The organism is Bradyrhizobium sp. WSM2793 (assembly GCF_000379585.1).
Taxonomy (GTDB): Bacteria; Pseudomonadota; Alphaproteobacteria; order Rhizobiales; family Xanthobacteraceae; genus Bradyrhizobium.
In genome coordinates this window covers 272,231-294,585 of the sequence record NZ_KB902769.1, presented here as the reverse complement: position 1 = coordinate 294,585, position 22,355 = coordinate 272,231, and the positions used below count along the sequence as shown (strand labels likewise).

Below are 22,355 nucleotides of genomic sequence, written 5' to 3'. Positions count from 1 at the left end.
TTGCTTGAGGGCAAACATGGACGATACCTCCAACGTTTCGCCAGAGTCTGCCGTTCCAACTTCGCTTATTGCAAAGACTCTGGATACGACAGCAGGCTCGGGTTTGCACGCCATCGCTGAGTGGCTTGATCGCCGTGGACTTGGTGCTTTCACTCCCGTCGCTCTGTATGCAGCGGCCGTTACTGTCACTTTTCTACCCTTGCTTATAGCCGCTTGCTTCGGCGTACCCATGGCGGCGCGATCGGCTACGCTGAACTTGCCTTTTTTCTACGACGCCAGCACGATTTTTATGTATCTGGTGTCGTTTCCTTGTCTACTGATACTAACAACAAGTGACCATGCGCTCCTTTGTCGTTCACTCAATCGCGTTCAGGTCGACGGCGTTCTGAATACTTCCGAAGGAAGCTCTATTATTCTTGTTGCGCGCTGGAATCGTATTTTCCGCAAGATTAATCTATGGGCGCAAGCTGTGGGTATGCTTGCTGGAATTATCGCGGTCTATTTCGTCTACCGATTGATCGCCGACGGTGCGTACACCAGCTGGGAGTCTGGCCATCCGCTCTCTGCGGCTGGCTTCATCCGCATTTACTGTGACTTTCTGTTCGCTGTTGTGGCGGCGGTCTACGTACTCCGCAGCTCCGCTCTACCAGTATTGTTATGGGAAATCGTTTCACACTCGGAGCTTCGCATGCTGCCCTTGCATCCGGATAATGCAGGCGGCTTGCGACCCATTGGCCGGTTAGGACTGCGCAATCAGTATGCAATCTCGCTTGTCGGTATCAATATCGGCTTAGGTTGGCTTGTCAGCCACTTTTTCACGCCGAACGAAGCGCTAGTAGGATTTCTAGTTGTGGCTGTGATTGCCTACTCAGTTATTGGCCCGTTTGTTTTCATTGGCCCTCTGCTCCCATTTCGTGATGCTATGATGAAGAGTAAGGTTCAACTCATGAGTGGTGTGGCATTGCGTATGCGTGCCCAACTCGATGACCTGCGCTCGCGCTTCCAGTCCGGCGTCATCACCGCAGACGATGAACAGATGATCGAGCGGTTGCGAAAGATTGGCGCTGTAATCAACGACATGCCTGTATGGCCGTTCGACGCACTTACGATGCGAAAATTTCTTACAGCTTACGTCATACCCCCCATCGTCAGCTTTGTCGTGCCACTCCTGAAAAAAATACTTGGTTACTTTCAAATCATATGACGCGCACAAGGTAGCGGAATTGGTTCGTCACCGACCAGCGTGAGACCCGATGCTATTGGTCACTCTTCCTATGCGCATGTTGAGTCCGAATTTCTAAATCGAGAACTCACTAAAGGAGGCCAGAATGTTGATGCGAGGGCTCGCTAGCATCATCTTAGTTCTCTGTGCATCGTCTGCAGCCTTCGGTAAACCGCTGTCTTACGAAGAGGTGCTAGACTTCCTTACGAGCGATCGTTGGGGATTTAGATGTCCTGGGTGGGTAAGTGGGGAGGGACAGGTCGGCTTAGAAAAGATGAAGGACGGTCTGGCCGCCAATGTTAAAATCAAGGTGCTAGAAGTCGAAGGATGGTTGCCAGTTCCGCTAGGTGACTACAAACGTTCTGTTCCGATCCGGCCGGCATCAAATTCGTTTCCGTCAGATTTAAAATCAAAGTCGGTATGCGGGAGTATCTTCGGCCTAGGCGGGTGTTTTCTTGTCGATCGAAGTGAACAAAGAACCAAACTCCACTACTTTGTGGGGGAAAGAACATTCCTTCCCTTTGATGGTCCTGAAAATTCCAAATATTGCGAACTTCGACGCCTTGTCGGCTCTTAGCGGAAATACAGTGAGGCCTGTGATCACCCGATCTGCTTCTCTCCGTGCCGCTCCGACAGCGTAAAAATCTCGACGCCATCAGCGGTGACGCCGACGGAGTGCTCGAACTGTGCCGACAGCGATCGGTCGCGGGTGACGGCAGTCCAGCCGTCGGAGAGAATCTTCACGTGCGGCTTGCCGAGATTGATCATCGGCTCGATGGTGAAGAACATGCCGGGCTTGAGCTGCACGCCTTCGCCGGGCCGGCCGATATGGATGATGTTCGGCTCGTCGTGGAACATGCGGCCCAGACCGTGGCCGCAGAAATCGCGCACCACGCTCATGCCCTGCGGCTCCACGAAGCTCTGGATGGCGTGACCGATGTCGCCGGTGGTGGCGCCGGGCTTCACCGCGGCGATGCCGCGCATCATCGCTTCATAGGTCACCTCGATCAGCCGCTCGGCCTTGCGGGCGATCGGGCCGACCGCATACATCCGGCTGGAATCGCCATACCAGCCGTCGACGATGAAGGTGACGTCGATGTTGACGATGTCGCCTTCCTTCAGCGGACGGTCACCGGGCATGCCGTGACAGACCACGTGGTTGAGCGAGGTGCAGGTCGAGTAGCGATAGCCGCGATACATCAGCGTCGCCGGATAGGCATTGTTGCTGAAGGCGAAGTCGCGGACGAATTCGTCGATGCGCTCGGTCGGCACGCCGGGCCCGACGATGTCGGTGAGCTCGTCGAGGCACTTGGCCACCAGCGCGCCCGCCTTGCGCATGCCGGCAAAGGCGCTCGGCCCATGCAGCTTGATCTGTCCGGTCTTGCGCAGGGAGGTATCGGAGGCTTCGACGTAGCTCATGCGGGCGCAATCTTCTGAGGTGGGCTCGATATCGGCGGAAAGTCTTGATTTCAGGCCCCAATTTAATGATTGCGGGCCTTCGCGCAAGCCAAGGCGGAGCGTTTTCGAGCGACGTGGCTACCGGTTCGTGTGAAGAAAACGCGTCAAAACAAGGATCTTGCCGCCTGTTGCGCCCAAAAGCGGGCCTAATTCGGGACTTCTACGGTGGTTTCCACCGGCAGCGCGCCGCCGCGGATGCGGATTTCGCGGACGGGGTAGGGAACCCGGATGCCCTCGCGCTTGAAGGCGTCCCACAGTGCCAGCATCACGTCGCTCTTGACGTTGTCCATGCCGTCGGGGTCCGCGATCCAGAAGGTCAGCGAGAACTTCATCCCGGCTTCCGCGAACTCGGTCAGGATGGAGTTCGGCGGCTTGCCCTTCGTCGCGCGCGGATGGGCCGCTGCGGTCTCGGCGGCGAGCTTGGTGACCAGGCGGGGGTCGGCGTCGTAATTGGTGCCGAAGGCGATCTTCACCAGCGTGTTCTTGTCGGTATAGGTCCAGTTGACGACCTTTTGCGTCACCAGATCCTCGTTGGGCACCAGGAACTCGCGGCCGTCGCCGGCGGCGACGGAAATGTAACGCGTCTTCATCGCGCTGATGCGGCCGGTATTGTCGCCGATGGTGACGAGGTCGCCGGGCTTCACCGATTTGTCGGCAAGCAGGATGATGCCCGAGATGAAGTTGGCGACGATCTTCTGCAGGCCGATACCGATGCCGACGCCGACCGCGCCGGAGAACACCGCAAGCGCCGACAGGTCGATGCCGACCGCGCCTAGCGCAATGACGATTGCGACGGCAAGAAGCCCGATGCGGATGATCTTGACCAGCAGCACCTGCACCGACGGCGTCAGATCGGTGGTTGCGTTGATCCGGCTCTCGGCGAAATTGCTCGCGATGTTGGTGAGCCACAGCGCGATCAGCAGGAGCGCGCCGGCCTTGAGGACCAGCAGCGGGGTCAGCCTAAGGCCTCCGAGCACGATCGCGTAGGAATCGAGCAGGTCGACCGTCGTATCGAGCTGGCCGAGGATCGAGAGCGCGGCGAGAAGCCACGCCGTGATCGACACCAGGCGGACGATGAAGGCATTGCGCAGCACCGAGGTCACCAGCCGGATCACGAGCCAGGCGAAGCCCAGCTTGGCGGCGACCATCAGCAGATAGGAACGGCTCGGCCAGGTCGCGTGGTACATCACCACGCGCGAGACGATCACGAGCAAAGTGAACACCGCCGTCGAGGCGCTGGAGACCATCACCCGGGCGAAGTGCCGAAGCGGCAGGGGCCAGCGCATCGTCAGCGCGGTCATGTCGACCCGGTTGCGCACGCCGGTCTCGGCGGCATAGGCGATGCCGGCCGCGGCCAGGATGAGGCCGAATTGCAGGTAGAACCAGGGCGAGGAGATTTCCGCCCCGACGCTGCGCGCGGTGGTCTGCACGAACTCCATGAAGTCCTTGAGGTCCATGTCCATCGGTCTCGTCGGCAAGCGGGGAGGAATTGATTCGAGGGAGCCGCAGAATCCCACAAAGAGCGCGGCCGGGCCATCGATACACCGTGAAGTGAAGTGCGTTAAGGCCGTAAAATGCGGGCAGATTGCCGCGAGCGGGAGAAATGGGTTGGCGTGCCGCTGCGGCGACGATAGAGATGCTGAAGCAGAATGATTGTTGGACGAATAGGGTACCGGCAAGCGCGCTCTTCGCCTCTCCCCGCTTGCGGGGAGAGGCCGGATCGCATCGTCAGATGCGATCCGGGTGAGGGGGACTCTCCGCGAGTCCATCTGTCGCCGCCCCCGCGGAGAGCCCCCCTCACCCCAACCCTCTCCCCGCAAGCGGGGCGAGGGGGCGCACTGCCGGTGCCTGCCTAGCCCTTTATTGCGTCCATTCCGGAGTAACCCGCAGCACCGCATGGCCTCTCTCGACTCCGTCAGCATCGCCATATTGCTCGGCTCCGTCCTCGTGATGGCCGGTATCCTGTCGAGCCTGCTTGCGCTGCGCTTCGGAGCGCCCTTGCTGCTCGTCTTCCTTGTGATCGGCATGCTCGCGGGCGATTCCGGCCCCGGCGGGCTCCAGTTCGACGATGTCCGCACCACCTATCTGGTCGGTTCGGTGGCGCTGGCCCTGATCCTGTTCGACGGTGGCCTGCGAACGCGCTTTGCCAGCATCCGCACCGTGCTCGCGCCGTCCGTTGTGCTCGCGACCGTCGGCGTGCTCTTGACCGCGCTGATCACGGCGCCGTTCGCCAAATACGCGCTCGACCTCAATTGGACGGAGTCGCTGCTGGTCGGCGCGGTGGTCGCCTCGACCGACGCCGCCGCCGTCTTCCTGCTGGTGCACACCCAGGGCCTGCGCCTGCGCCCGCGCGTCGGCGCGACGCTGGAGGCCGAATCCGGCACCAACGATCCTTTCGCGATCTTCCTCACTTTGATGCTGGTCGAATACATCTCGCTGGGATCGAGCTCCGCAAGCCATGTGGCGATGGAGTTCATCCAGGAGGCGGTGCTGGGCGCCGTCGTCGGCGTCTTCGGCGGACGGCTCGTCGTCATCGCGCTCAACAAGGTCGCGCTGCCGCAGGGTCTGCACGCGCCGTTCGTGACGACCGCGGCGCTCGTGATCTTCGGCGGCTCGCAGATCATGCACGCCTCCGGCTTCCTCGCGGTCTATCTGGCCGGCATCATCATCGGCAACCGGCCGACCCGCGCGCACAATTCGGTGGTGGCATTCCTCGATGCCGCAACCTGGCTGGCGCAGATCGTGATGTTCGTGCTGCTCGGCCTGCTGGTCTCGCCGAGCCGGTTAGGGGCCAGCGTGCTGCCGGCGGTCGGGGTTGCCTTCGTGCTGATGCTGGTGGCGCGGCCGATCGCGGTGTTCGTGTGCCTGGCGCCGTTCCGCTTCAACTGGCGCGAAAAGATCTTCATCGCGTGGACCGGCCTGCGCGGCGCCGTCGCGATCTTCCTGGCCTCGATCCCGATGCTGGTCGGCCTGTCCAAGGCCTATCTCTATTTCGACGTCGCCTTCGTCGTCGTCATCATCTCGCTGCTCTTGCAAGGCTGGACGCTGGCACCCGCCGCGCGCAAGCTGCATGTCGCTCTGCCGCGCGCCGAGCGCGGTCCGCGCCGTGTCGAGCTGGATCTGCCCGGCCAGCTCGAGCAACAGCTGGTCGGCTATCCGGTGCGGCCCAAGAGCCTGTATTTCCGCCGCGGCCTGATCCCATCCTGGTCGAAGCCGACGCTGGTGATCCGCAACGAGAACATTCTGACGCCGCTAGAGGCCGACCCCATCGCGCCGGGCGACTACATCTACCTGCTGGCGCCGCCGGAAAAGGCCGAATCGCTCGACCGCTTCTTCGTCGACATGCAGCCGAGCTCGGCGCCCGATCCGCATCTGCTCGGCGACTTCATGGTCTCCGGTGAGCACACGCTGGCCGAGCTCGCCGGGATCTACGGCGTCAAGGTCGGCGAGGACGAGAGCAAGCTGACGCTGGCCGATTATTTCGACGTCCATCTCGACCGCGCCCCGAAAGAGGGCGCCGAGCTCCCGCTCGACGAGCTCGTGCTGGTCGCGCGCAGCATCTCCGGCGGCCGCGTCAATGTCGTCGGCCTGCGCCTGCCGGAAGAAGACGAGACGCCACCGCCGCTGACGCGGGCGCAGGCGCTGCGGCGCAGGCTCGCGGATGTGTGGACGTCGGTGGCGGGGGTTTAGCGGGGCTCGACCTTCGCTTTTCGAATGACAGTTCGTAGCCCGGATGGAGCGCAGCGTAATCCGGGGCCGCTGTATCGGTACGGAAGAGTCCCGGATTGCGCTGCGCTCCATCCGGGCTACGCCCTCACATCAGCACCTTCACTCCGCCAAAACTCGTCACCCGCCCCTGTTTCAGCATCACGATCTGCGTCGCGAGCTGGCGCAGCTCGGCGGCGTCGTGGCTGACATAGACCATCGGCACGTTCGCCTCGTCGCGCAGCCGCACCAGATAAGGCAGGATCTCGAGCTTGCGGCCCTCGTCGAGCGCGCCGAGCGGCTCGTCGAGCAGCAGCAGGCGCGGTTTTGCCAGCAGCGCGCGTCCGAGCGCGACGCGCTGGCGCTCGCCGCCGGAGAGCTTTCCGGGACGGCGGCCCTGCAGGTTACCGATATCAAGCAGGTCGACGACGCGCTTGTGCTGCGCCGAATCCGGCGCCAGGCGGTTCATCTGCCGTCCATAGTCGAGATTCTGCGCGACGTTGAGATGCGGGAATAGCCGTGCGTCCTGGAACACATAGCCGATGCGGCGGCGCCAGGCCGGGACATGGATGCCGGCCGCGGTGTCGTCGACGGTTTCGCCGTCGAGCACGATGGTGCCGCGGTCCGGCCGCAGCAGCCCCGCGATCATGTTGACCAGCGACGTCTTGCCGGCGCCCGAGGCGCCGAACAGGCCGATGACGCGGCCCTCGCCGGTGAAGGATGCTTGAAGCGAGAATTCACCGAGTTGCTTCTCGACGTCGACGCGCAGCATGGTCAATTCCCGTGCAGACGCTGCGTAGCGCGGCGAGCGAACCATTCGGCGGCGATCAGTGCGCCCAGCGCCAGCACGATCGAGACGATCACGAGCCGGCCGGCCGCGGCGTCACCGTCCGGCGTCTGGATCAGCGAATAGATCGCCGAGGAAATCGTCTGGGTCTCGCCGGGAATGTTGGAGACGAAGGTGATGGTGGCGCCGAACTCGCCGATCGCCTTGGCAAAGCCCAGCACCATGCCGGCGAGCACGCCGGGCAGCGCCAAGGGCAGCGTCACCGTAAAGAACACTTTCCATGGCGCGGCTCCGAGCGTCTCGGCGGCCTGCTCGAGCCGGCGGTCGATCGCCTCGATCGACAGCCGCATCGGGCGCACCAGCAGCGGGAACGACATCAGGCCGCAGGCAAGCGCCGCTCCGGTCCAGCGGAAGGCGAAGACGATGCCGAAAGTGTCGGCCAGGAAGCCGCCGACGAGTCCCTTGCGGCCGAAGGTGAGGAGCAGGAGATAACCGGTGACGACAGGCGGCAGCACCAGGGGCAGATGCACGAATGCGTCGAGCATCGACTTGCCCCAAAAGTCCTTGCGGGCAAGCAGCCACGCCAGCGCAATGCCGAACGGCGTCGCCACCAGCGTTGCGATGATCGCGACCCTGAGCGAGAGCAGGATCGCGGTCCATTCGGCGGGAGAGATGTCTGACATCAAGTGGTGAATATCAGATTGTCGGGCTGACCAGGAACTTGAAGCCGTATTTTTCCAGAATGGTCTTGGCGGCGGAGGAGCGCAGGAAGGCGAGATAGTCGCTGGTCCCGTCCTTCGCCGTCGTGGTCGCGGCGACCGGATAGATGATCGCGGGATGCGACTCCGCCGGGAAGGTGCCGACGATCTTGACGCCGGGCTCGACCTTGGCGTCGGTGGCATAGACGATGCCGAGGTTGGCCTCGCCGCGCGCCACCAGCGTCAGCGCGGCGCGCACGCTCTCGGCCATCGCGAATTTCGGCTCTGCGGCCTGCCATGCGCCGAGCTTCTCAAGCGCGGCCTTGGCATATTTGCCTGCCGGCACCGACTTGACGTCGCCGGTTGCGATCCTGCCGTCACCGGCGAGCTTAGCGAGATCAAAACCTTGCGCGATCGTGACGTTGTCGATCTTGGAATCCTTCGGCGCGATCAGCACGATGCTGTTGCCGAGCAGATTGACTCTGGAAGGCTCGTTGATGGTCTTCCTGGCGATCGCGTAGTCCATCCAGTCGGTGTCGGCGGAGACGAACACGTCGGCCGGCGCACCCTGCTCGATCTGCCGCGCCAGCACCGAGCTCGCGGCATAGCTGACCGAGAATTTGACGCCGGTCCTGGCGGTGTAGGCGGCATCGATCTCGTCGAGCGCGTTCTTCATCGACGCCGCGGCGAACACGGTGATGGTCTTGTCCTCGGCGGCGGCCGGCGAAAGGCTCGCGCTTGCGAGGATCACGAGGGCGGTGAAAAGTCGACAAATGCGTAACATGGGGAGCGCTCCGTGCGAGTCCGCGCGCGCAAGATGCACGCACAGGTCTGGCGTTGGTGGGTCAGGTCGCGACGGGTGGAAGCGCTGCTCCACGGGGCCCGGCTGCGGCTTACGGCCGGCAGGGATATCGCAATTGCGAAGATAGCAGGCTGGCGCCCGAGGTCAAAGGGTGGCCGCCTGTCCGGCCGGGCGGGCCTATTGCGCCGGCAGGATCGCGATCCCGACCGAATTCTCCTTGGCGCCGCTGAGCTGAAGGACGAAAGGCTGCGCCGAGAGCTCGTATTTCACGGACTTGCGGATGCCGCCGCAATCGGTCGCACCGCTGAAGGCCACGGGCTTGAGAACATGCCCATCCTGGACCACGTCGATCCAGGCGCCGGCGGACAGGCTGATCGTGTAGAGCCCGGCCGTGGCGGACTTGACGCTGGTGAAGCCGGCGAAGCTGCCGTCCTTGGGCGCGCGCTCCGGCGGCGTCGGCAGTTTTGCCTCGCTTGGGGCAACCAGTCCCAGCGTGATGGCCGAGGAGGGCAAGCTCGCCTGCTCGCTGCCCGATGCGAGCGTTGTGCGGTCCGGCGCGGTGAGCGCGGCGCGCTCGCGCTCGATCGGCCATTTGAACTTGTCGCAGCCGCTCGGTTCTTCAGCGGCGAGAGCGGAGGTCGCGCCGAACGAGAGCGCAGCGAGGAAGGCAAAGACGCGCATGTGAAATCCCATCGTTGGCCGCGCGAGCGGTGCGAGGCTTGCGGTCAGGCTTGTTCGACGGGATGCGCGTCCCGGAGATGCCGCGGGCTTACGGCTGAGCGGCGAGGTCATCCTAGCGCATTATTATGACGCGAACCAACCAACGAGTTCGTCATTCCGGGACGACGGCGGCAGCGCGACCCACTCACACTACGGCTTTGCATCCGCCCCATGCAGCACCGCTTTGCATGCTGCCGGCATCTGCGCCAGCGTCATCGGCGGTTTCGGTTTTGGCGGCTCCGGCGGCGGCTTGGGGTGCAGCACCGCGTCGGAGAACCAATAGGCGAGATCGGCGGGCTTGCAGCCTTCGTCCTCGGCCTGCGACGGCTGGCCCTCGCATTCGCCGGCGCCCGCTGGGCAGCGCATGCGAATGTGGAAATGGTAATCGTGGCCCCACCAGGGGCGGATCTTCGAGAGCCAGGCGCGGTCGCCCTTGGCCTCGCGGCACAGCGCCTTCTTGATCGCGGCGTTGACGAAGATGCGCTGCACCGCCGGCTCCCGAGCCGCGTCGCGCAGCACCAGCACATGGCCTGACGTGAACACTTTTGGATCGATGTCGAGCCGGTCCTGGCGCACCATCATCACCGCCGACATGTCCTCGCGTTCCTCGCGCGAGAGGCGGCGGTCCGGCATCGGCGTCAGCCAGATGTCGGCATCGAGGCCGATCTGGTGGCTGGCGTGGCCCGACAGCGCCGGGCCGCCGCGCGGCTGAGCGATGTCGCCGACCAGGATGCCCGGCCATCCCGCGTCCTTGCGCGCTTTGGCCGCGAGCCGCTTGATCAGCGCGATCATCTCGGGGTGGCCGTAGCTGCGGTTGCGCGACAGCCGCATCACCTGCCAATTGTCGCCGTTGAGCGGCATCTGCTCGGCGCCGCCGATGCAGCCCTTGGTGTAGGAGCCGATGACATGGGCCGCCCCCTTCGACGGCAGCAGCTTGCGCGCGAACAGCTCCTTGGCGGCGAGATCGGGGTCGTTGGGATTGGCCAGCGGCGGCAGCGGCTTCGGGGTGACGCTGCCCTTGTCCTGGGCCAGCGCGCCGCCGGCGGTCAGGAACGTCGCTAAAACCAGGAGAGGGGTGAGGCGGCGGGGACTCATGCGCAGCCCTTATAACCCAACACGGCGTCGGGGTTAAGAATCGGGCTGTGCTGCGGCGGACGATCTCACAGCGTCTTGACGACCGTTGCCCCAGCGCGAAGGCGCGCCCGGCATGTCGATCCCACGTCCAACAAGGTCGTCCAAAAGTCGTAGTTTTTTCGTGGAGCCAGCCGGATTCTTAACAGTGCGATAACCGTATCCTGCATTGACCAAAATTCATGCGCGGAGCGAGGACCGTTTTCCGCCGGCATGCAAGCCGATGCATTTTCGGAATTGAATCATGAATAGCGCGCATATTTGCGTCGCGTTTTTCTGCGATAGCGGCGAGGCAACAGGTTTGCCGCGCCCTGTGACGCTGCTGCGCCTCTCAAACAGGCAAATCGATCCGGTCTACAGCCGCTGCAAGGCGCGGCCGCGTCCGGCCGGACCACCCAAGATTACTTTTTTTTCAGACACTTGCCCCAAAACTTGCGCCGTTGGGCGCGACTGGGACGAGTGAAGTTGGGTTTGGGGTCTCGAAAAACAAGAAAACGAAAGCAAAGCGTGCTTGCCCGGGCCGGCCAATCGCCGCGCAAGCCGCGCTTCGCGCGCGCGCCGCACGCCCTTTCGGAGCGCGATGAAGTCCTGCGCAGCCGCGCCGAGGCGGAAGCTGCGATCGCGGACGCGCGCAAATCCCACGAGCGCCTGCGCCAGGCCGTCGACATCCTGCCGCAAGGCATCGTGTTTCTCGACGCCGAAGGCCGCTACGTCCTCTGGAACAAGAAATACGCCGAGATCTACAGCAAGACCGCCGATCTGTTCGAAGAGGGCGCGCGTCTCGAAGACACGCTGCGCATCGGCGTTGCCCGCGGCGATTATCCTGAGGCGATCGGCCACGAGGACGAGTGGATCGCCGAGCGCCTGCAAAGGCTCTATCAGCCCGGCACGCGCCACGAGCAGAAGCTGTCGGACGGCCGCGTCATCCTGATCGACGAGCGCCTGACCGACGATGGCGGCGTCGTCGGCCTGCGCGTCGACATCACCGAGTTGAAGCAGCGCGAGGCCTCGTTCCGCCTGCTGTTCGACGGCAATCCCGTTCCCATGATCGTCTGCGCGCTGGACGACGAGCGCATCCTCGGCGTCAACGACGCCGCGGTCGCGCATTACGGTTACAGCCGCGCCGAGTTCGAGCGGTTGAAGATCCGCTCGCTGCAGGCTTTCGACAGCGAGCCGCCCTGGACCGCCAGCTCGACCGGCGAGGAGCAGGCCGGCCGCACCTGGAAGCACGTCAAGGCCGACGGCGCGCTGATCGACCTTGCGATCTATTCCCGCGAATTGACCTATGCCGAGCGGCCGGCTGTGCTGCTCGCGTTGATGGACATCACCGAGCGCAAGCGCGCCGAGGCTCGGCTCGCCTTCATGGCCCAGCACGACGGCCTGACCGGCCTGCCCAACCGCAGCCTGCTGCGCCAGCAGGTGGACGAGATGCTGCTGCACACGCGACGCAGCACCGACAAGGTCGCGCTGCTGATGCTGGGGCTCGACAGTTTCAAGTCGGTCAACGACACGCTAGGACACGCGGTCGGCGACAAGCTGCTGCGCGGCGTCGCCAAGCGGCTGCGCTCCACCTTGCGCGAGGAAGACGCGCTGGCGCGGCTCAACTCCGACGAGTTCGCGATCGTGCAGAGCGGCCTGACGCGTCCTGAGGACGCGGTGATGCTGGCAAAACGTCTGCTCGCGGCGATCGCCGATCCCTATCTGCTCGACGGCCATTCCGTGGTGATCGGCGCCTCGATCGGCATCGCGATGGCGCCGGGCGACGGCGATGATTCCGAAAAGCTGCTAAAGAGCGCCGACATGGCGCTGTCGCGCGCCAAGCTGGACGCGCGCGGCACCTTCGCCTTCTTCGAGGCCGCGCTCGATGCCAAGGCGCAGAGCCGCCGCAAGATCGAGGTCGAGCTGCGCGGCGCGATCCAGAACGACGTGCTGCGCCCTTACTATCAGCCATTGATCGACCTGCAGAGCGGCCGCATCACCGGCTTCGAGGCGCTGGTGCGCTGGCCGCATGCCGAGCGCGGCATGGTCTCGCCGGCCGAGTTCATTCCGGTCGCCGAGGATACCGGCCTGATCAATCCGCTCGGCGGGCTGATGCTGCGCAGGGCGTGCCTCGATGCCGCGACCTGGCCGGACGACGTCCGCGTCGCCGTCAACCTGTCGCCGCTGCAGTTCCGCAGCGGCAATCTGCTTTCGATCGTGACGGACGCCCTGAGGCATTCCGGCCTGCCGCCGCGGCGGCTCGAGCTCGAGATCACCGAGACGCTGCTGCTGGAGAAGAGCGCGCAGGTGCTGGCGACGCTGCATGCCTTGCGCGCGCTCGGGGTGCGCATCTCGATGGACGATTTCGGCACCGGCTATTCCAGCCTCAGCTATTTGCGCAGTTTTCCGTTCGACAAGATCAAGATCGACCAGTCGTTCGTGCGCGATTTAGGGGCCAACCGCGAGGCCCAGGCGATCATCCGCTCCATCGTCAGCCTCGGGAAGGGTCTTGGCGTCACCATCACCGCCGAAGGTGTCGAGACCGAAGCCGAGCTCAGCTGCCTGCGCACCGAGGGCTGCGACGAAGGCCAGGGCTTCCTGTTCAGCAAGGCCCGGCCCAACGCCGAGATCATCAGCCTGCTCGCCGCGCAGCGCGGCATCGACGGCGAGGACGCCGCGCTGGTGGCGTAGATCTTGGAGCGTCCGCTTCCAGGTTGAAGTTCGGGGCTACCGGCGACAGTGGCGGATGAACGTCACATTCCGGGCGTACAGGTACGTGTACGGGTCGACCTGTTCGAGCGCGTGGTGCTTCATCACCCAGTCCCGCACCGCGGGCGCATAGGACGACATCATCAACTGAGTCTCGCCGGGGTTGATGCTGCGGTCGCCGTGATGCGCGGCGTGAAACATGAAATAGCCGCTCGGGGCAATGCAGATCTTGTCGAGGGGAACGACCCCCAGGACCGTTGTGCAAGACGACTTGCAACGACCGTCGATCACCACGCGATCATATTCTGCGTTGACGTGTGTGTAGGTGTAGATATGCGCGGCGGTGTTTCCGCCGGGGTCGTGAAGATAATAGACCTTTTCCGCAGAAGCGGATGCCGCCATGACCAACGTGAAGAGGATCGTACCGATCAGGGTTGGAATCCGGCGCATATCACCTCCCTTTTGTCTGGGCGTGTCCTGCAGATTATGCTGTTGTGAGACGCTACCTTAGGCTGCCGAAGGGTGTGATCAAAATGCGTTGAGCAACCCTATGGATCTAGCCAACGTGTCCGCGATCGGCCGCCGTCGCTCGGCGCGCACCGAGCTTGAGCCGACAAGCGGATCACGGCTCGGGCGTTGACAGGATTGCCTTCCCCACATCCTCGTAATGGCTATCCCGCGCCTGGATCTGCTGCGCGATCGCGTGCATGTCGCGAAATCGGCGTTCGAACGGGTTGCTGCGAAACACCGCGGTCGCGCCGGCCATGTGATAGGCGGTGTCGACCACACGTGCCGATTGATGGATGGTCCAGGTCGCGGCCAGTCGCACCGCGCTGCGGTGCGCGGCGCTGAACTCGCCCGTCGCGGACAGCTCGCGCCACATCGCGGTCGCGGTCGCATAGAGATAGGCGCGCGCGGCGCGCAAATCGCCTTCGGTGCGGCCGATCAGCCCCTGCACCGCCGCGTTGCCGCGCATCGCGCCGGCCGCCAGTGACGGGCGCTTTTCGCGCGCAAGTGCAATCGCTGCATCCAGCGTCGCGCGTGCCACGCCGAGCGACACCGCGGCAAAGCCGAGGCTGAAGGCAGCGCCGGTGCCGATCCTGTAGAGCGGCCCCGTCTCGCGCAAGCCTGACGGCACGTCGCGAAACGCCGTGAAGCGTTCGGGGATGAAGAGGTCGTTCACCTCGTAGGAATCGGTGCCCGTGCCGGCGAGCCCGATCGCCTGCCAGACGTCGTGCAACGTCGCGCTCGCAACCGGAAACAGGATCGTGCGCACTTCCGGCGAGCCATCGGCGTTCCTGCGCGGCGTGCCGTCAGTCCCGAGAATGCGCACATGCGCGCCCAGCCAGCTCGCCTGCCGCGAGCCCGAGGCAAAATCCCAGCGCGCCGTGACGCGATAGCCGCCGCCGACCGCGCGCGCCTCATGCGCGATCGCGCCCCAGGCGAGGATGCCGGGCGCGGTGTTGAAGATCTCCTGCGCGGTATCGCGATCGAGCGAAGCCGCGATCATCGCGCAGACGCTGCATTGGCCGAGACACCAGGCCGTGGACGCATCGGCCTTCGCGATTGCCTCCAGCATCTGCATGAAGGCTTCGATGGAGACTTCCGCACCGCCAAGGCTCCGTGGGAGGAGGGCGCGATAGAATCCGTTCTCGATCAGCGCCGCGACCACGGAAGGCGTCAGCCGCCGCGTCCGCTCGATCTCATCTGCTTCGCCCGCGATCAGCGGCGCGATGGCGCGGGCACGTTCGACGAGATCATATCCGGGAAACTCCGACATTCGCGTGTCCTCGCCCCTTCTGTCGTGAGCGGTGAGGACAGGATGGTGGTCTATTTGACGGGGAGGATCAAGGTGCGGCCATCTCCGCACGCGCCGCAAGATGGCCGGGGCCGTGAACCTCGGCAACGCGGCTCGCGACGAACAACCATCATCGCCACGAACGTGTCGCCGCATGAGGTTGCCCATGCCGATCGTCAGAATCCTCATCGTCCTGCTCGCGCTCGCTTCGCCGGCGTTGGCGCAGGATGGACCCCGTGATGCCGCCGCCGCGGGCGAGGCCGCGCGGATGTTCCGGGCCTATGTCGAAGGCGTGGCGAAAAAGGGAGAGCGTCCCGACCTGACCCGGCCGGAGACCACCGCGCTGCTCGGCCGCGTGTTCGATGTCGAGGCCCTGGAGGCGTTGCCGCCGGCGAAGGCGAGCGACATGAGCTGGCTGATGGAGTGGATGGACGCCGCCAACGCGACCTCCAAGCTGTTCGCGCTCTATGGCGCGAAGCCGGGGGCGCAGCCCGATCTTGCGGCGCTCCAGCGCAACATGACCGAGTATGGCGACCAGTACGCGGCGGCGATGAACTTTGCCATCCGCGGCATGGCGCGCGAGGCGGTTGCGGGCGAGCTGTTCATGGCGAGCCTCGCGCCGGAGCAGCGCACCCGTATCCGCCAGGATGGATTTACGGGCTTCCGCCGGAGCGCCGCCGAATTCATCCTGGGCACCGTCTGCGCGGCGATCCAGGGCGCCGGCACGCCCGCCAACGCCCGCCTGGTCGCCGCAGCCATCCGCGACACCCGCGAGGTCTGGGCGAGCTTCCTGCTGCCGCAGGATCGGGCCCGCGTGATCGAGCAGCTTGCCGACCTTCCGAGGTGGGCACCGGACGAAACGGCGCGAACCGATCTTGCCGCCTTTACTGCCGCGCTGCGAGCGGTGAATTGAACCCCGGCGGCGGCTTGCGGGCGTGAGTCGCCTGCTCGAACGCATAGGCCAGCCGCAGCAGCTTGTGCTCACTCCAGGCTCTCCCTGCGAAGGCGACGCCGAGCGGATAATCGGGCGTGTCCTTGCCCTCCGTTGTCCCCGAGACGATGCCGCCCGGCACCATGACGCTGGGATAGCCTGCCTTGGCGGCAATCGCGGCGCCCGTGGCGCCGGCGAACAGCACGGCGTCGAGCTTGTGCTGGTTCATGTAAGCATCCATGCCGCGCGTCTTGGCCGAGAGCAGGTCCATGGCACGTGCCGACTTGTACTCACGCTCGCTCAAATCGCCCCTGGTCAAGTCAGCGGCCAGGAGATGGTCCTGACCGAAGCGCAACGCCTTCCCCGCATTCGCTTCGTTGAAGGCTATGACGTCGCTGATGGTCTTGATGTCCGTGCCGGTCGCCCAATCCCTCAAATAGAGGTTGAGATCGTGCTTCAGCTCGTAGAGGAAGACGACCGGCGGCCTCGCGATGGTGCCCTTGTGTGCGCTCAGTGGATTGCGGTTGAGCACGGCCATGGTCGTGCCCGGCCCGCCGATCCAGCCCAGCGTCGGCATGTTGGCGCGTACGATGACGGCGCCGAGATCCTCCAGCACCTTGATCGTCTCGGTCATCACCTTGATCCAGTCGGGCGGCAGCTTGCCGTAATAGCAATCGTTCAAGGGATCGGCGGGGTCGCTCGGCACGCCGATGCGCGCGCCCTTGATAGCGTCGGCGGCAAGGCCCGCGGTGAAGTCGACGGGCCGCCGCTGCTTCTGCGTCGCCGGATCGAGCGGGTCCCTGGCGGCCAGCACGTTCAGCAGCAGCGCCGCGTCGCGCACGGTGCGCGTCATTGGCCCCGCGGTGTCCTGGCTGTGCGCGAGCGGCAGGATGCCGGCGCGGCTGATCAGTCCGACGGTGGGCTTCACGGTGACGAGACCGTTTTGGCTGGCGGGGAACAGCAACGAGCCCGAGGTCTCGGTGCCGATCGACGCCGCACACAGGCCGGCCGCCACGGCGACCGCCGACCCCGAGCTCGATCCGCCTGGCTGCACGACCGGGATGCCGTGTTCGTCCGCCAGCGCCGGCGCGTAAGGGTTCTTCACCTGACCGCCTAGCGACGAATAGCCCGAGGGCATGTCGACCGCGAGCATGTTGGCGAACTCGGTCAGGTTCGCTTTGCCGAGGATCACCGCGCCGGCGTCGCGCAGCAGCTTGACGAGGGTTGCGTCGTCCCTGGCGCGCGCGCCTTCCAGCGCCAGCGAGCCTGCCGTGGTCCGCTGCTTGTCGCCGGTGGCGATGTTGTCCTTCAACAATATCGGCACGCCGGCCAGCGGCCGCCCGACCGATGGCTTGATGTCGTCCAGCTCGGCCGCGATCGCGCGCGCATCGGGATTGAGCGCGCGGACGGAATTGAGCGCGGGGCCGTTGCGGTCATAGGCCTCGATGCGCGCGAGATAAAGTTCGGCCAGCGCGGTGGCGGTGAGCTGCCCGCCGGACAAGGCGTCGACGATCTCGCTCAACGGCGCGTGCTCCGGCGCCAGCGCGGCCGGCCCCTCCGTGCCGGCGACAATCGGGGCGAGGCGAGCATCGCCGCGGATCGGCTGGTCCATCGTGTCCTCTCGGGCGGCTTGCGACCATTATGCTACCAATGGTAGCATTGAGTTTGGTTGCGCGACAAGCTGATTGCCGGTCGCGGCGCAGGCGTGAGATTTCGATCTTTCCAGCGGCTTCAGTTGAGCGATCCATGGAGTGCACGATCCGGCCCGCGCGCAAAGATGATGCCGATGGCATCAGCGAGGTCATTTTGCATGCGCTGCGCGAGACGAACGCAAAGGACTACACGGACGAGATTATCGAACGGGTCGGGCGCAGCTTCAGTCCGGATGCCGTCAGGCAACTGATAGGCAAACGTACAGTCTTCGTCGCCGCCATTGGCGGCCGCATCATTGGAACGGCAAGCCTTGATGGAAGCGTCGTCCGCACCGCCGAGGCTCTGCGGCAGCAGGGCACGATAAAGGCCGTTCTCGATCAGCGCGGCGACGACGGCCGGCTTCAGCCGCCGCGTCCGCTCGATCTCATCTGCTTCGCCCGCAATCAGCGGGGCGAGCGCCCGGGCACGTTCGACCAGACCAACTCCGGGAGTTGCGTTCATACGCGTTTCCTCGCCCATTCTGCCGTGAGCGGTGAGATGCGCGATGGTGGTCTATTTGGCGGGGAGGATCAAGTTCGGAACGGCGGTTCACTTCGCTTCAACGGCCGCATTCAGAGAACCTGCAAATCTCACCCATCGACATAGGCCGCCAGTTCGTCCGGCGTTCCCGTGGGAAAGGCATCTTTGAGATAATCGAGGAAGGCGGATACACGAGCGCTCAGCAGTCGTCGCGATGGGTAGAGTGCCCATAAGGCGATCTCCGGTCCATCGACGTCGCCCCAATGCACCAGCGTGCCGGCCGCGAGATCGTGACTCACGAGCGACACAGGCAATCGACCGGCTCCCACACCTGCCCGCACTGCATCGCGAACCATGACAAGCGACGACAAGTGAAGGACCGGATCAACTTTAATTCGCGGTGGTCCAGCCGGTGCCGTCATCTCCCAGATCGCGGTCTGGTCGCTCGCCCCGCGCACTACCACGGGAACAGCGATATCGCTCGCGGGTAGAGCAAGTTTCGGGCTTGCGACGACCGCCAGCCGATCGCGCAGGAAAACTCGTCCGACGAGGCTCTCATCCGGATTCGGATTGACCCGGATCACGAGGTCATAACCTTCCTCCACCATGTCGACGGCCCTGTCTTCCGTCGTGATCTCGAGCCGGACCTCCGGATATCTGAGCGCGAACCCGGCGGCGAGCTTGCCCATGGCGGTTTGCGAGATGAGCAATGGCGCGCTGATCCGCAAACTGCCTCGCGGCTTGTCTCCACCTGAAGCGATCGCGGTTGCCGTCTCGTCAAGCTCGGCGAGCAATGCCGCCGTCCGCTCGTACAGCGCCCGGCCTTCCTCGGTGAGCTTCAGCAAGCGTGCTCCGCGCTCGAAAAGGCGCAGATCGAGGCTGCTCTCCAGTTCCGCCACCCGGCGGGAAAGCGTTGCTTTTGGGCGCCCGGCAGCCCGTGCGGCCCGTCCGAACCCTCCGTGCCGGGCCACGAGGTTGAAATCGGCAAGTGCGAGCAGGTCCATTCGTTCCACCAGTAAGACAGTCCGTCCAGATATAGCATCTATTGGTTCGAATTTGGATCGCTAGTTTCCGGGTGTCTTCCAACCCCAAACCGGAGTGATCCCCATGACCATCCTCGTTACCGGCGCCACAGGCGCTGTCGGCCGCCAGGTCGTCGAACAGCTCGTCAAGCGCGGCGCCGACGTGCGCGCGCTCGTCCGCGATCCCGCGAAGGCCAGCTTCCCAGCAGGCGTCACGGTCGCGCAAGGCGATCTGCTCGACGTCGATGCGCTTCGCGACGCTCTCGCAGGTGTCTCCACCTTATTTCTGCTCAACGCAGTCGTGCCGGATGAATTCACGCAGGCGCTGATCACGCTTAACCTGGCTCGCGAGACCGGCGTTGAACGGGTCGTCTATCTCTCGGTGATCCACAGCGACCTCTACGTGAACGTGCCACACTTCGCGGGCAAGTTCGGCGTCGAGCGGATGATCGAGCAAATGGGCTTCAATGCCACCATCCTGCGCCCAGCCTACTTCATGCAGAACGAACTCACGATCAAGGACGTGGTGACCGGATACGGCGTCTACCCGATGCCGATCGGCAGCAAAGGCCTCGCCATGATCGACGTGCGCGACATCGGCGAGATCGCAGCCCTCGAGCTGGTTCACCGCGAGCAGGCAGCAGGACCGCTGCCGCTGGACCGCATCAATCTCGTCGGCCCCCACACGCTGACCGGCGCGGATGTCGCCGGCATCTGGTCGGACGTGCTGGGGCGCACGATCGCCTATGGCGGCGACGATACTGCCAGCTTCGAGAAGAATCTCAGGCAGTTCATGCCGGGCTGGATGGCGTTCGACATGCGGCTGATGAGCGAACGCTTCCTCACCGATGGAATGATCCCCGACGCGGGCGACGTCGAACGCTTGACGGCGCTTCTGGGCCGCCCCTTGCGCTCCTATCGCGACTTCGTGTCCGGGATCGTGGCCTCGGCCTGAGGCACGAGCGCGCTCCAACCACGACGACAAGGAATTCCATCATGATCAGTTCTGCGGATGATAATGCCAGGGCCCCATTGAAGGTGCTGGTTCTTGGAGCAACCGGCCCTACCGGGCGTCGGATCGTCAGCCAGGCTCTGGCGCGAGGACATCAAGTGACCGCGCTGGTGCGGTCACCCGGGAAGGCGGGCGAGCCGAGCGGCGCAAGAGTCGTCGTTGGAGACGCTCGCGACGAGAAAGCATTGCGTGAGGCCGTCTCTGGCCAGGACGTCGTCGTCAGCGCGCTCGGTACCCCAGCGAGCCTATTCCGCGAAGTGACGCTGCTCTCGACGGCGACGCGCGCGCTCGTGAACGCGATGAAGGCCGAGCAAGTCTTCCGGCTGGTCTGCATCACGGGGATCGGCGCGGGAGACAGTGCCGGCCATGGCGGCTTCGTCTTTGACCGCGTGATTTTCCCGCTGCTTCTGCGCAAGGTTTATGCCGACAAGAACCGGCAGGAAGCGATCGTCAGAAACAGCGGGCTCGACTGGATTCTCGTTCGCCCCGCCGTCCTGAACGACAAGTCCGGCCGCGGCGCGATCCGGGCGCTCACGGATCTCGGCGGCTTCAATGGCGGAGCCATCTCGCGAGAAGATGTTGCGGCATTCGTGCTGGACCAAATGCAGGTCGACACCTGGCTGCATCGTTCGCCGTTGATCACGTGGTGAGCGCGTGATCAACGGCTGGCTTGCACGTTGCCTCCTCACGCCGCAGCGCGGCCCAGCTCGAGCGATGGTCTGCGTTTCGTCGGGAAGCCCAGCGCCACTGCGACGGCGGCGAGCCCGATCGCGAAGGAGCCGGCGTGTAGCCATGTGTAGCGCTGGAAATTGTCGAACACGAGCCCGCCGGCCCACGGCCCGAGCGCCATTCCGAGGCTGGCGAAGGCCGACACTGCGCCGAACACGGTGCCCATGATGCGCGCGCCGAAGAATTCGCGGACCAGGACCGCATAGAGCGGCATCACCCCGCCATAGGCGAGGCCGAACACCACCGAGAGCGCGTAGAATTCGCCGAGCTGCGCCACCGCGAGATAGGTCGCGATGCACATCGCCTGCACGAGCAGGCCGCCGACCAGCACGGGCTTTGCGCCGATGCGATCGGCGAGGGCGCCCAGCAGCAGGCGGCCGCCGAGGCCTGAGACGCCGGCGACGCTGTAGACCGTCACCGCCGTGAGCGGAGCGATGCCGCAGACCATCGCATAGGACACCATGTGGAAGATCGGGCCGGAATGCGCTGCGCAGCAGGCGAAATGTGCCGCGGCGAGCGCGATGAATTGCGGCGTGCGCAGCGCCTGCGCCGCGGTCAGCTCGACCTCCGGCGCCGAGTCTGCACCGGCGGCGCCCGCCGCCACCGGCGCCGGGCGCACCAGGAAGCAGGCGGGGATCAGCAGCGCCCACGCAGCGATGCCGATCACCAGCATCGCGGTGCGCCAGTCATAGGTCGTGATCAGCCAGCTCGCGGTCGGCGCGATGGTCACCGGCGACACGCCCATGCCGGCGGAGACCAGCGCCACCGCAAGGCTGCGGTTGGTCTCGATCCACGCGCTCGCAAGCGCCATCATCGGTGCGTAGAAGCTGCCGGCCGCTATGCCGATCAGCACACCGAAGCAAAGCTGGAATTGCCACAGGCTTGTCGCCTGGCTTGCGGTGACGAGACCAAGCCCCAGCAGAACGCTTCCCGCGAGCACCACGATACGGGTGCCGAAACGGTCCGACAGCGTACCCCACAGGAACGCGGCAAATCCCATGCAGAGGAAATCCAGCGTCGCCGCCGCCGAGACGCCGGCGCGCGACCAGCCCATCGCTTCCGAGATCGGCTGCAGAAACACCGCCAGCGACAGCATCGTGCCGAACCCGACACACGTCATCAGCGCACCCGCGGCGACAACGACCCAGCCATAGTCGAAGCGTGACGGCTTGCTCATGCGTTTCCTCGGCGCTGTTGGCTTTGTTGGTGATGCGCGCGGGGATGGTGGCCTATCTGGCGGTGGAGGGCAAGGCTGGCGGCTGCGCGCTTTCGTAACCGTCGTCATTCCGGGGCGCGCCACTTGGTGCGAACCCGGAATCCATCTCTCCGTGTTGTCTGCTGTACGATGAATTCTCAGATGCGCAATTGCGCAATGCCATCATGCTACTGCTTTGCCCGATGGGTCAAATCTATTTTCTAAAAAATCGAAAACTCCAATCCGAACAAGCGCTCGTCTACTGTGCATGGGGTTGTTTTCGAT

The 22,355-nt window shown here is 64.6% G+C and carries 18 protein-coding genes and 1 pseudogene; 6 read left to right on the top strand and 13 right to left on the bottom strand.

Annotated features, from left to right (window positions below; all coding sequences use genetic code 11):
• The first annotated feature begins 16 nt into the window (after window positions 1–16).
• Window positions 17–1,204, top strand: a complete 1,188-nt coding sequence (locus A3AS_RS47025) for a hypothetical protein (RefSeq protein ID WP_157644203.1) — start codon at window positions 17–19, stop codon at window positions 1,202–1,204.
• A 618-nt stretch (window positions 1,205–1,822) separates the two neighbouring features.
• Here A3AS_RS47025 and map read toward each other — a convergent pair.
• A complete protein-coding gene (gene map / locus A3AS_RS0104525; protein ID WP_018316408.1) occupies window positions 1,823–2,641 on the bottom strand; it encodes a type I methionyl aminopeptidase in 819 nt (272 codons plus the stop codon).
• Window positions 2,642–2,826: 185 nt separating this feature from the next.
• On the bottom strand, window positions 2,827–4,143 hold the full coding sequence (locus A3AS_RS0104520; RefSeq protein WP_026201667.1) for a mechanosensitive ion channel family protein: 1,317 nt from the start codon (window positions 4,141–4,143) through the stop codon (window positions 2,827–2,829).
• Between the two features lie 433 nt (window positions 4,144–4,576).
• Between A3AS_RS0104520 and A3AS_RS0104515 the strand changes: the two genes are divergently transcribed.
• Window positions 4,577–6,370 carry a potassium/proton antiporter gene (locus A3AS_RS0104515; protein WP_018316406.1) on the top strand — a complete coding sequence of 598 codons (1,794 nt, stop codon included), beginning with the start codon at window positions 4,577–4,579 and terminating at the stop codon, window positions 6,368–6,370.
• A 124-nt stretch (window positions 6,371–6,494) separates the two neighbouring features.
• On the opposite strand, the gene modC is transcribed toward A3AS_RS0104515, so the two are convergent.
• The 5 genes from modC to mepA all read right to left on the bottom strand — a co-directional run bounded on the left by modC (window position 6,495) and on the right by mepA (window position 10,487).
• Window positions 6,495–7,157 (bottom strand): molybdenum ABC transporter ATP-binding protein, encoded by a 663-nt coding sequence (gene modC, locus A3AS_RS0104510; protein WP_018316405.1) that lies wholly within the window; start codon window positions 7,155–7,157, stop codon window positions 6,495–6,497.
• A gap of 2 nt (window positions 7,158–7,159) precedes the next feature.
• Window positions 7,160–7,855 carry a molybdate ABC transporter permease subunit gene (modB, locus tag A3AS_RS0104505; RefSeq protein WP_018316404.1) on the bottom strand — a complete coding sequence of 232 codons (696 nt, stop codon included), beginning with the start codon at window positions 7,853–7,855 and terminating at the stop codon, window positions 7,160–7,162.
• Window positions 7,856–7,868: 13 nt separating this feature from the next.
• Window positions 7,869–8,654: a molybdate ABC transporter substrate-binding protein gene (gene modA, locus A3AS_RS0104500; RefSeq protein WP_018316403.1), complete on the bottom strand. Its 786-nt coding sequence runs from the start codon at window positions 8,652–8,654 to the stop codon at window positions 7,869–7,871.
• 195 nt (window positions 8,655–8,849) lie between these two features.
• Window positions 8,850–9,353 (bottom strand): hypothetical protein, encoded by a 504-nt coding sequence (locus tag A3AS_RS0104495; protein ID WP_018316402.1) that lies wholly within the window; start codon window positions 9,351–9,353, stop codon window positions 8,850–8,852.
• Window positions 9,354–9,542: 189 nt separating this feature from the next.
• A complete protein-coding gene (mepA, locus tag A3AS_RS0104490; protein ID WP_018316401.1) occupies window positions 9,543–10,487 on the bottom strand; it encodes a penicillin-insensitive murein endopeptidase in 945 nt (314 codons plus the stop codon).
• 543 nt (window positions 10,488–11,030) lie between these two features.
• Here mepA and A3AS_RS0104485 point away from each other — a divergent pair.
• Complete coding sequence (locus A3AS_RS0104485) at window positions 11,031–13,193, top strand: bifunctional diguanylate cyclase/phosphodiesterase (RefSeq protein ID WP_018316400.1); 2,163 nt, start codon at window positions 11,031–11,033, stop codon at window positions 13,191–13,193.
• Between the two features lie 36 nt (window positions 13,194–13,229).
• Here the strand turns inward: A3AS_RS0104485 and A3AS_RS0104480 are convergent, their stop codons facing one another.
• Complete coding sequence (locus A3AS_RS0104480; protein WP_018316399.1) at window positions 13,230–13,661, bottom strand: hypothetical protein; 432 nt, start codon at window positions 13,659–13,661, stop codon at window positions 13,230–13,232.
• Between the two features lie 172 nt (window positions 13,662–13,833).
• The gene (locus A3AS_RS0104475) at window positions 13,834–14,991 is read right to left on the bottom strand and encodes an acyl-CoA dehydrogenase family protein (RefSeq protein ID WP_018316398.1); all 1,158 of its coding nucleotides are present in this window, start codon (window positions 14,989–14,991) and stop codon (window positions 13,834–13,836) included.
• A gap of 184 nt (window positions 14,992–15,175) precedes the next feature.
• Here A3AS_RS0104475 and A3AS_RS0104470 point away from each other — a divergent pair, with 184 nt between their 5' ends.
• Window positions 15,176–15,922 (top strand): hypothetical protein, encoded by a 747-nt coding sequence (locus A3AS_RS0104470; RefSeq protein WP_018316397.1) that lies wholly within the window; start codon window positions 15,176–15,178, stop codon window positions 15,920–15,922.
• Here the strand turns inward: A3AS_RS0104470 and A3AS_RS0104465 are convergent.
• The 3 genes and pseudogenes from A3AS_RS0104465 to A3AS_RS0104455 all read right to left on the bottom strand — a co-directional run bounded on the left by A3AS_RS0104465 (window position 15,894) and on the right by A3AS_RS0104455 (window position 19,116).
• Window positions 15,894–17,552, bottom strand: coding sequence for an amidase family protein (locus tag A3AS_RS0104465; RefSeq protein ID WP_018316396.1), 1,659 nt, complete (start codon window positions 17,550–17,552; stop codon window positions 15,894–15,896). The two genes, A3AS_RS0104470 and A3AS_RS0104465, sit on opposite strands and share 29 nt — an antisense overlap.
• 365 nt (window positions 17,553–17,917) lie before the next feature.
• A pseudogene (locus A3AS_RS48860) lies at window positions 17,918–18,094 on the bottom strand (acyl-CoA dehydrogenase); the annotation flags it as partial.
• Window positions 18,095–18,222: 128 nt separating this feature from the next.
• Window positions 18,223–19,116 (bottom strand): LysR family transcriptional regulator, encoded by an 894-nt coding sequence (locus A3AS_RS0104455; protein WP_018316394.1) that lies wholly within the window; start codon window positions 19,114–19,116, stop codon window positions 18,223–18,225.
• Window positions 19,117–19,219: 103 nt separating this feature from the next.
• On the opposite strand from A3AS_RS0104455, the gene A3AS_RS0104450 reads away from it, so the two are divergent.
• Window positions 19,220–20,089 (top strand): SDR family oxidoreductase, encoded by an 870-nt coding sequence (locus tag A3AS_RS0104450; protein ID WP_018316393.1) that lies wholly within the window; start codon window positions 19,220–19,222, stop codon window positions 20,087–20,089.
• 41 nt (window positions 20,090–20,130) lie between these two features.
• Window positions 20,131–20,796 (top strand): NAD(P)-dependent oxidoreductase, encoded by a 666-nt coding sequence (locus tag A3AS_RS0104445; RefSeq protein WP_026201665.1) that lies wholly within the window; start codon window positions 20,131–20,133, stop codon window positions 20,794–20,796.
• Between the two features lie 35 nt (window positions 20,797–20,831).
• On the opposite strand, the gene A3AS_RS0104440 is transcribed toward A3AS_RS0104445, so the two are convergent.
• Entirely contained in the window at window positions 20,832–22,052 is a 1,221-nt protein-coding gene (locus A3AS_RS0104440) for an MFS transporter (RefSeq protein ID WP_018316391.1), read from the bottom strand.
• Window positions 22,053–22,355 lie beyond the last annotated feature (303 nt).

What these genes read in the sequence shown, in the direction of transcription:
- A3AS_RS47025 (WP_157644203.1), top strand. Translation starts at nt 17, where the DNA reads ATGGACGATACCTCCAACGTTTCGCCAGAGTCTGCCGTTCCAACTTCG.
- map (WP_018316408.1), bottom strand. Translation starts at nt 2,641, where the DNA reads ATGAGCTACGTCGAAGCCTCCGATACCTCCCTGCGCAAGACCGGACAG.
- A3AS_RS0104520 (WP_026201667.1), bottom strand. Translation starts at nt 4,143, where the DNA reads ATGGACATGGACCTCAAGGACTTCATGGAGTTCGTGCAGACCACCGCG.
- A3AS_RS0104515 (WP_018316406.1), top strand. Translation starts at nt 4,577, where the DNA reads ATGGCCTCTCTCGACTCCGTCAGCATCGCCATATTGCTCGGCTCCGTC.
- modC (WP_018316405.1), bottom strand. Translation starts at nt 7,157, where the DNA reads ATGCTGCGCGTCGACGTCGAGAAGCAACTCGGTGAATTCTCGCTTCAA.
- modB (WP_018316404.1), bottom strand. Translation starts at nt 7,855, where the DNA reads ATGTCAGACATCTCTCCCGCCGAATGGACCGCGATCCTGCTCTCGCTC.
- modA (WP_018316403.1), bottom strand. Translation starts at nt 8,654, where the DNA reads ATGTTACGCATTTGTCGACTTTTCACCGCCCTCGTGATCCTCGCAAGC.
- A3AS_RS0104495 (WP_018316402.1), bottom strand. Translation starts at nt 9,353, where the DNA reads ATGCGCGTCTTTGCCTTCCTCGCTGCGCTCTCGTTCGGCGCGACCTCC.
- mepA (WP_018316401.1), bottom strand. Translation starts at nt 10,487, where the DNA reads ATGAGTCCCCGCCGCCTCACCCCTCTCCTGGTTTTAGCGACGTTCCTG.
- A3AS_RS0104480 (WP_018316399.1), bottom strand. Translation starts at nt 13,661, where the DNA reads ATGCGCCGGATTCCAACCCTGATCGGTACGATCCTCTTCACGTTGGTC.
- A3AS_RS0104475 (WP_018316398.1), bottom strand. Translation starts at nt 14,991, where the DNA reads ATGTCGGAGTTTCCCGGATATGATCTCGTCGAACGTGCCCGCGCCATC.
- A3AS_RS0104470 (WP_018316397.1), top strand. Translation starts at nt 15,176, where the DNA reads ATGCCGATCGTCAGAATCCTCATCGTCCTGCTCGCGCTCGCTTCGCCG.
- A3AS_RS0104465 (WP_018316396.1), bottom strand. Translation starts at nt 17,552, where the DNA reads ATGGACCAGCCGATCCGCGGCGATGCTCGCCTCGCCCCGATTGTCGCC.
- A3AS_RS0104455 (WP_018316394.1), bottom strand. Translation starts at nt 19,116, where the DNA reads ATGGACCTGCTCGCACTTGCCGATTTCAACCTCGTGGCCCGGCACGGA.
- A3AS_RS0104450 (WP_018316393.1), top strand. Translation starts at nt 19,220, where the DNA reads ATGACCATCCTCGTTACCGGCGCCACAGGCGCTGTCGGCCGCCAGGTC.
- A3AS_RS0104445 (WP_026201665.1), top strand. Translation starts at nt 20,131, where the DNA reads ATGATCAGTTCTGCGGATGATAATGCCAGGGCCCCATTGAAGGTGCTG.
- A3AS_RS0104440 (WP_018316391.1), bottom strand. Translation starts at nt 22,052, where the DNA reads ATGAGCAAGCCGTCACGCTTCGACTATGGCTGGGTCGTTGTCGCCGCG.